Below are 9282 nucleotides of genomic sequence, written 5' to 3' on the forward strand. Positions count from 1 at the left end.
GTGCGGTGGCGCAGGCGGCAAGCGCCGACGCGCTTGCGAGCAGGACAATCAAACGGCTGCCAATCATGGGTTTTTTGCTCCGGCTTGCGGGATGTGACGCATCTGTACGGTTGGTTCCCCCGAAGGCAAGGCGGTTCTGCAAAGCCACTTGCGGCTTCGACCAACGGCGGTGTTGGCAGCGCGTGCTGACAGGCTCCAACCGCTCTGCTAGCCGCCGCGGCAAATGACCAACATCGCGCACATCCGCAACTTCTCGATCATCGCGCACATCGACCACGGCAAGTCGACTCTTGCCGACCGGTTGATCCAGGCGACCGGCGGGCTGACGAGCCGCGAGATGACCGCCCAGGTGCTCGACAATATGGACATCGAGCGCGAGCGCGGGATCACCATCAAGGCCCAAACGGTGCGCCTCGACTGGACCGCCCAGGACGGCAACAGCTATGTGCTCAACCTGATGGACACTCCGGGCCACGTCGACTTCGCCTACGAGGTCAGCCGGAGCCTCGCCGCGTGCGAAGGCGCATTGCTGGTCGTCGATGCAGCCCAGGGCGTCGAAGCGCAGACTTTGGCGAACGTGTACCAGTCGATCGAGCACGACCACGAGATCGTGCCGGTGATCAACAAGGTCGACCTGCCGGCCGCCGAGCCCGAACGGGTGCGCGCCGAGATCGAGGACATCATCGGCCTCGACGCGTCGAACGCGGTGCTCGCCTCGGCCAAGACCGGCGAGGGCGTCGAGGCGGTGCTCCAGGCGATCGTCGACACCATCCCCCCGCCCAGGGGCGACGCGGCCGCGCCACTCAAAGCGATGCTGGTCGACAGCTGGTACGATCCGTACCTGGGGGTCGTCATCCTCGTCCGGGTGATCGATGGCGCCATCCGCAAGGGGAGCCAAGTCAAGTTCATGGCCGCCGGAACCACGCATCTGGTCGACCGGGTCGGCTGCTTCCGCCCGAAGATCGAACAGCTGCAGGAGCTCGGCCCGGGCGAGATCGGCTTTATCACCGCCCAGATCAAGGAAGTCGCCGAGACCCGTGTCGGCGACACCATCACCGATGCCAAGCACCCCACCGCGACCCCGCTGCCCGGCTTCAAGCTCGTCCAGCCGGTGGTGTTCTGCGGCCTCTTTCCCGCCGACTCCGCCGAATTCGAGAAGCTCCGCGACTCGCTCTACAAATTGCGCCTCAACGACGCCTCGTTCAGCTTCGAGATGGAGACCAGCGCCGCGCTCGGGTTCGGCTTCCGCTGCGGCTTCCTGGGGCTGCTGCACCTCGAGATCATCCAGGAGCGGCTGACTCGCGAATACGACCTCGACCTCATCACCACGGCTCCGAGCGTGGTCTATCGGATCCACATGTCGCGCGGAAAGAAGGACGCGCCGGGCGCCAGCTCGGGACGAACGGACGTCGGCGCCAGCAGCGACAGCGGCGAAGGCGGCCGGGTGATCGAGCTCCACAACCCGGCCGACATGCCCGACCCCAACCGAATCGAGCTGATCGAGGAGCCGTGGATCGAGGCGACCATCTACGTGCCCGACGAATATCTCGGCTCCGTCCTCAAGCTCTGCCAGGACCGCCGCGGAATCCAGAAAAACCTCACCTATGTCGGCCACGGCAAGAGCACCCGCGCGCTCCTGACCTACGAGCTGCCGCTCAACGAAGTGGTGTTCGACTTCTACGACCGCCTGAAATCGATTTCGCGCGGCTACGCGTCGTTCGACTATCACATGATCGGCCACCGCGAGGGCGACCTCGTCAAGATGAGCATCCTGGTCAACGGTGAGCCGGTCGACGCGCTGAGCATGATCGTCCACGCCGCCAACGCCGAGGCCCGCGGCCGCGGCATGTGCGAGCGGCTGAAAGAGCTGATCCCCAGGCATTTGTTCAAGATCCCGATCCAGGCGGCGATCGGCGGCAAGATCATCGCTCGCGAGACGATTGCGGCGCTGAGGAAGGACGTCACCGCCAAGTGTTACGGCGGCGACGCGACGCGCAAGCGGAAGCTTCTCGAGAAGCAGAAGGAGGGTAAGAAACGGATGCGGGAGTATGGGTCGGTGAGCATTCCCCAAGAGGCGTTTATCGCCGCTCTCAGAATGGGCGACGACGCCTGAGGGCGCTTTTATTCTGCTCAGCAGACGGAGGGGACGCGACGCGTGCGCAGCAATGGGGTTGCCTCGCCTGAGCTAGCGCGGATGCGGGGGGACCCGATTTCCTGCTCATTCAGCTGCAGAACCCTATCTGGTTAGAAATAGGACAGCGCTAAATGGGCGCGAGGGCCGCGGGGAGGTACTGTGAAGCGCGAACACGCTTGCGGGCGGGAGCCAGCGAAGGTTCCCGCCCGCGGTTCGAGTAGCGATGACCTTAGAAGCGGAAGCCGCCCCGCAGGCCCCAGCCCTTGACGTCGCCAAGGTCGATAAAGGCCGAGAACAATGGTCCGCCGCCGGCGCCGGCACCGAGGCCTGCCTCGAGCCTGCCCCAAGTGCCGCGGCCGCGGCCTTCGATGCGATCCACCAGTGAGCCGCTACGGACTTCGACATCGCTGTCGCCGTTGAACTCGTGGAACAGCTTGGCATCGACGTACGGGTTGTAGGAGCCCGACCAGCCGAGGCGTGCGCCGATGCGGCCGCGCAGACTGGTTTCCGAGTCGTTGTCGAAGGCGATGTTGCCGGTGGTGAAATCGTCCATCTTGCTTTTGACGTAGGACAGGCCGGCGTGGACATCGAGCAACGCGCCGAAGCTTGGCGTGCGCCAGCCCACCTCGCCGTCGATCCCGGTGCTCCGGCCGTCGAAGTCGGTGCGCGGGATGATCAGGCCGTTGCTGATCCGCGCATCGTAATTGTCGCGCTTGATCAGCGCCCCGGCGTAGAGGCCCGAAGCCATTCCGAACTGGGCGAACGCGCCGTAGTTATAGCCTTCGGCGTGAAAGCGCGTGCCGGACCGGGCGTCGGCCCAAGAATGGGCATAGCCGAGCGTGACGCCAGCATCGAGGTTGGCGCCGTGGAACGCCAGCTCGACTTGCGCTCCGCGACGTTTGGTCTTCAGCCGGTCGCTGAATGTGAGGTCGGTATCGAACACCGTCGCGCTGCGGTCGTTGTCGCCAGTGCGGTCCTCGCTGCCGTACAGCTGCGCGCAGATGCCGAACGGTTGCTTGCGAGTGAAGCCCAAGTCGTTGCGGCGCGAAGCGGCGCAGGACTGGTGGGCCCCGCTCGACTGGTGCCACATTTCCTGGCCCATCAGGCTCATGGTCGCGATGTCGAATATCGCTTCGTCCGGCGACGACACGAGGAAGGTGTCGGCTCCGGTCTGCCGAAGCGCATAATTGATGAGCCCGGCGCTGGTCGGGCCAATCAGATTGAACGGATTGCCGGTCGCCGTCCCGGCATCGACGATCAGGACGCCGTCCGGATCGACCACCGCCGAGCCGGCGATCAGGTTCAGGTTGACGCCGGTCGTGCCGCTGGCGTTGCCGGGAACGATCAGCCGGTCGGCGGTCAGGCCGCCCGCATTGCCGCCGACATCGATGCCGAGCCTGGCGCCCGCCAGTCCGACATAATTGTTGCACACCGTCAACGTGTCGTTGGCGGCGCCGTCGATCATGCTGATCGTTCCGGAATTGTTGAAGGTCTCGCAGTTCTGGAGAACTCCGTTGCCGTTGACGGAGCGGACCGTGCCGCCGGCAAAATTGTTGACGACATCGGTCCCGCCACGGAAATCACTGGTGCCGATGACGTCGAACAAACCGCGGTTGTTGAGCGTGTCGTTATTGTCGGTGAGGTCGATGCGGCCGATGATCGAGCCGCCGGCGTTGACGTTGATCACTGCGGCCGCGCCGTCGACGTCGATCGCCGGGCCTGCCGTCGCTCGCACTGAATCGTTGAGCGTGATCGTCGCACCCGTGCCGGAGGTAACGTCGATGCCGGCGTCCGCGCCGGTCACCGACGCGCCCGGCAGAGTTGTCACCGTCACCGCACATAGTGTCGAGGCAAGGATCGCGGTGCCGTCGGCGCTGAGCACGTCTGACGTCGCGGTGATGTTGATGTCGGCGCAGCCCGTGGCAACGGCGCTGATGCCGTCGGACCCCGGACCGGTGACCGTCACCGGGCCAGCGACGATAGTGATGTCGCCAGTATCGGTGATCACGTCGATGCCATCGCTGTCGATGCCATCCGTCGTGACGGGGCCGACGGTCACCGAAACCGGTCCGGTGCCGCCGTCGATCTGGATGCCGTCGCTATTGTCGCCGCCAGTCAGCACCGACTCACAATTGACGTCGATCTGGCCTTCCGCGCTAACCGCGACTCCCGGAGAATTATTGCCGGAAGTGACGACCGCGCCGCAGGTCACGGCGACCGGGTCATCGTCGCCATCGACGATGATTCCCGGCGAATTGTCGCCGCCCGTGTCGACGTCCCCGGTGGTGACGTCGATCGGTCCGGTGCCCTCGACATCGACACCAGGAGAATTGTCGCCGTCCGTGTCGACGTCATCGACGACGACCACGACCGGGTCCTCACCGCCATCGACCTCGACGCCCGGACTGTTGTCGCCGTCCGTGTCGACGTCATCGATCTGTGCGTTGATGACGCAGGTTCCGGGCCCGATCGCGGCGCACAAGGTCGGATTGACGATCAGGTTTACACCCGCCGAATCGTCACCATTGGTGGTGATGAGCCCAAGGTCCGTGGTGATGGCGCCGACGGTGTTGATGATCACCGCCGCGGCCCGGTTGCCGTTGGTCGTCACCTGGTCGGCGGTAAGCCCGACGTCGCAGGCTCCAACTCCGACGATCACGCAGGCGGTGGGATCGGAAGCTATGTCGATGCCAACCGCATCGTCACCCTGGGTCTCGAGCACTCCGACGCTGCCGGTCGTATCGCCGGCTGCGCGCACCAAAATGCCGGTGGCGCCGGCGCCTTCGGTGGTCAGCGTCCCGACGGTGAACGAGGTGTCGCATGCGCCCGCGCCGAGTATCGCGCAGGCCGTCGGGTCGCTCGTGAGGTCGAGGCCGACCGAACGGTCGCCGTTGGTCTCAAGCACTCCGACCGTCGCGTCGATGTCGCCGATGGCGTATACAAGCGCGCCGGGGGAATCGTCCCCGCTGGTGGTCAGCGAGCCGACGGTGAATGCCGTGTCGCAGGCGCCTTCGCCGAGAATCACGCAGGCGGTGGGATCGGCGCTGAGGTCGAGCCCCGCCGCCTGATCGCCATTGGTCTCGAGCACACCGATGGTGACATCGGTATCGCCGGCCGCGACGATCAGCGCGCCGATGCTGCCAAAGCCGTTGGTCGTCACATTTTCAGCCGCCGCGGTGATGTCGCACTCACCCGGTGCAAGCGTCACGCAGACCGCGGGATCGACCGAGATGTCGATCGCCGCCGCGTTGATGCCGTTTGTGGTCAGTGTATCGGCGGTGAGGTTGATGTCGCCCTCGCCGCGCAGGATGGTCGCGCCCGAGAGATCGCCATCGGTCTCGACGACGTCGACGTCGAGGTCGATGCCGCCACCGGTGGCGAGGATCTCGACACCGTCCGAGTCGAGGCCGGACGTAAAGACGTCGCCCAAATCGGCAGTGACGGTCGCCCCGGTCAGGTTGACGCCGTCGCTGTTGTCGCCGAGCGTGGTGACGGTGCCGTCCATGGTGAAGATAAGGTCGTCGACCGCGATCAGCAGCACGCCGGGCTGATTGTCGCCAGTGGTGGTGATGTCGCCGGTAACATTGACGATGAGATCGCTCGCGGAAGTCGCGGTAAGGCCCGGCCCGGGAACGACGGCGGTGCCCGAGTTGAACGTGCCAGTCGCGGTAGTAACGACGTCGACGCACTCGATGAGGTTGCCGACGTCCGGCGCGCAGATGGTTTGAGCCTGGGCTGCGGAGGGCAGGACCAGCGCCGCCCCAGTCGGAGCCGCCCACGCGGCGCCGCACATCATGATGGATCTTATGGCGCGCGTTTGCATAAAGCCCCCTTAATTTTTTGCCGTTATTTTTCAATAAATTAACCTCAGGGTCGCGCTTTTGGACATGAACACAAGATGAACAGGTCAATTTAGGTTTGTTTTTGAACCGGTAACATGGGTTTCAGTCGGCGTAATCATTGGCGCTCGGCCCAGGACGCTCCCGGTTGCGGAGGAGGCGATCCAGGCGGACAGGGCCAACGAGCGGCGATAATGTGACCAACGCTCCGGCTCCAATGCCCCGCGCTGCCCAGCCGCCTCGAGTCCCGCTACGCGCGGCGGAAGCGATCACGTACATCATGTCCGCGCACCGGGGACCAAATTCAGCTCGAGGCCTGCTACGGCGAAGGCGAGGAAAGCTGGAGGTCGGGGCGAAGTTTTACGCCAGGGCGATCTCAAGCATGTGCGCTACTCGGCTCCACGGCTGCGCCGCGACGAGCACACGCGTTAACCACAATCACGAACTTTACGGTCACGTCCAATGGGTAATGTCCAGAGACACCTCCTTTGAAAGCTTGTCATGCGTACCCGATCCTATCTCGACGAAGCTAAATACTGTCGTGATCTAGCCAGTGAGTTCGCGGGTCGCCCAGAAAGACCGTTCCTCCTGAAAGCTGCGGAGGTCTTCGATCATCTGGCCCGACGAAGTCCCCAGGAGCCGCGGAAAGTCATAGGCCCGCTCGGCGAACTTCTGACGCGAGAAAGCCTCCCGGCAGCGAACACGCCGCGTTGGACCCCGCGCCGCAAGGCTGAAGTGGTGGCGGCTGTCGCAGGAAAACTTCTCACCGTGGACGAGGCCTGCAAGCGATATTCGCTCACCGCAGAAGAGTTTTTCGGCTGGCGACGCGCTATTGAACGCAGCGGCCTGCGAGGCCTGCGGGTCACGCGGAGCCAGGAGCATCGCGACTTTCACGAGCGGCGCCGGTCTTACTGAATGCGGCCATAGACGTAGGGATGGCGTCGGCAGGCTTCTCTGAGCCGATGCTCAAGCAGCTAACCTTAACTCCGTGACTCGGAGCTCGAATTGCCGCAATCTGCGCCGAAATGGCGAGGCGGGCGGACAAGGGGCTTGGAGGCGGCGGCGAAGCTGCGGCCGCGCCCGATATTGCCATTCCCGACCTACCGCCCGAGATGTTCAGCCCGGTGGGCATGCTGGCGCTGGCCGACGTGCTGCCGGTGATGACCGCGTACATCGACCGGGAGCAGCGCTACAGATTCCTCAACAAGCCGCTGGCCGACTGGTTCGAGCGGCCGCGCTCGGAGATCCTCGGCAGGACTTTGAGGGAGGTGCTCGGCGAGGACGCCTATGCGCTGCGCGAGCCGCTGATCGCCGCGGCGCTGGCCGGCGAGCGGCAGTATTTCGCGTCCGACTTCAACCACCCGACCCGCGGGCCGCTGGCGGTGCAGACCAATTACGTGCCGTGGTTCGAGGGCGGAATCGCGGGCGGCGAGGTCAAGGGGGTGGTGATCGTCGTCGCCGACATCACCGAGCAGCGCGTGTCCGAGCGGGCGTTGCGCGAGAGCGAGGCGCGGTTCCGGCGGATCGCCAATTCGGCGCCGGTGATGATGTGGGTGACGAGGCTCGACCGGACGCGCGACTTCGTCAACGACGCCTACACAGAGTTCGTCGGCGGCACCCGCGAGGAGGTCAGCAACATCGACTGGCGGTCGCGCATTCACCCCGACGACGTCGACCGGATCGTGGCCGAGAGCATCGCCGGCGAGGCTACCCGGGAGCGCTTCACCCTCGAGGGCCGCTACCGACGCGCCGACGGCGAGTACCGCTGGCTTCGAAGCGTCTCCAGCCCACGCTTCGGGCCCGACGGCGAGCTGAACGGCTTCATCGGCACCGCCAGCGACATCACTCTGGCCAAGGAGGCCGAGCAGGAATTGAAGGCCCAGGTCGAGGAGCGGACCGCCAAGCTGGCGCAGAGCGAGGCGCAGTTCCGGGCGATCTTCGAGACGGTGCTCGAGGTCCTGGTCCTGCTCAAACCGGACGGCACGATCGTCGAGCTCAACCGCAAGGAAGCGGCCTGGCGCGGGCAGAACTACGAGCGGGCGATCGGCGGCAAGATCTGGGACGCGCCGACGCTCAAGGCCTATCCGCAGCACATCCCGCTGATGAAGCGCGCCGTCAAGCAGGCGGCCAAGGGCGAACTGTTCAACGAGGAAGTGACGATGGAGCGCGACAGCGTTCCGACCGCTTACCTCGACGTCTCGGTCCAGCCGGTCCGCGACCCGCAGGGCAAGATCATCTATCTGCTGTTCGAGGCGCGCGACATCACCGACCTCAAGGCCGCCCAGGAGCAGCTTCGCCAGAGCCAGAAGATGGAGGCGCTCGGCCAGCTGACCGGCGGCATCGCCCACGACTTCAACAATCTGCTGACGGTGGTCGTCGGCGGCCTCGACATCGTTGCCAAGCGCGCCGACGACGAGAAGCTCAAGCGCTATGCCGAAAACGCGCTCTCGGCCGCCGAGCGCGGAGCCCGGCTGACCGGGCAATTGCTCGCCTTCAGCCGGGTCCAGCGGCTCGAAGTCCGGCCGACCCCGGTCGCGCCGCTGATCGTCAACATGCGGCCACTGCTGCGCAACGTGCTCGGCCCGGGGATCGAGAAGCGCTTCAACCTCAACGACGAGGAGCTGCCGGTGATGGCCGACCCGACCCAGCTCGAGGTCGCCGTCCTCAACCTCGCGATCAACGCCCGCGACGCCATGCCCGAGGGCGGCACATTGTATTTCGAGACGCATAATGTGTCGATCGCAGACGACCATGAACTGGCCGACGGCGATTATGTCGAGCTGTCGATCCGCGACACCGGCACCGGCATGACGCCCGAAATTGCCGCGCGCGCGTTCGAGCCCTTCTTCACCACCAAGGACATCGGCAAGGGCACCGGGCTCGGCCTGTCGATGGTCTATGGCGTGGCGCGCCAGTCGGGCGGAACCGCGCGGATCGAAACCACGCCGGGCGAGGGGACGACGGTCAAGCTCTACTTCCGCCACGCGCCGCATGACGGCGAAGCGGGCGATGATGCCGGCGGCGATGATGTCGCCGAGCGGCTTCACCATCATGCCTCGATCCTGGTCATCGACGACGACCCCGACGTCCGCGGCTTCATCGTCACGAGCCTGACCGAGTTTGGCCACCGGGTCCGCGAGGCGGGCGACGGGGCGAGCGGGCTGACTTTGTTCGCGGCGGAGCGGCCCGACCTGGTGGTGATCGACTTCATCATGCCCGGCCTGTCGGGCGCCGACGTCGCGCGGCACATCCTCGACGCGGCGCCGGACCAGCGCTTGTTATTCGTCTCGGGCTATAGCGAGACCGAGG

Annotated in this window: 4 protein-coding genes; 3 read left to right on the plus strand and 1 reads right to left on the minus strand. The window is 65.4% G+C overall.

Annotation, left to right across the window (positions count from 1 at the left end; all coding sequences use genetic code 11):
- The first annotated feature begins 223 nt into the window (after window positions 1-223).
- Window positions 224-2113, plus strand: coding sequence for a translation elongation factor 4 (lepA, locus tag H0T81_RS11550; protein WP_294013301.1), 1890 nt, complete (start codon window positions 224-226; stop codon window positions 2111-2113).
- A 250-nt stretch (window positions 2114-2363) separates the two neighbouring features.
- On the opposite strand, the gene H0T81_RS11555 is transcribed toward lepA, so the two are convergent.
- The gene (locus H0T81_RS11555) at window positions 2364-5930 is read right to left on the minus strand and encodes a hypothetical protein (RefSeq protein ID WP_294013304.1); all 3567 of its coding nucleotides are present in this window, start codon (window positions 5928-5930) and stop codon (window positions 2364-2366) included.
- Window positions 5931-6588: 658 nt separating this feature from the next.
- On the opposite strand from H0T81_RS11555, the gene H0T81_RS11560 reads away from it, so the two are divergent.
- Together H0T81_RS11560 and H0T81_RS11565 are read left to right on the plus strand one after the other, a co-directional pair.
- Window positions 6589-6888, plus strand: coding sequence for a DUF1153 domain-containing protein (locus H0T81_RS11560; protein ID WP_294013309.1), 300 nt, complete (start codon window positions 6589-6591; stop codon window positions 6886-6888).
- Between the two features lie 110 nt (window positions 6889-6998).
- The coding region (locus tag H0T81_RS11565; RefSeq protein ID WP_294013307.1) for a PAS domain S-box protein at window positions 6999-9282 on the plus strand (2284 nt) is incomplete at its 3' end.

The organism is Sphingomonas sp. (genome assembly GCF_013812825.1).
Lineage (GTDB): Bacteria > Pseudomonadota > Alphaproteobacteria > Sphingomonadales > Sphingomonadaceae > Sphingomicrobium.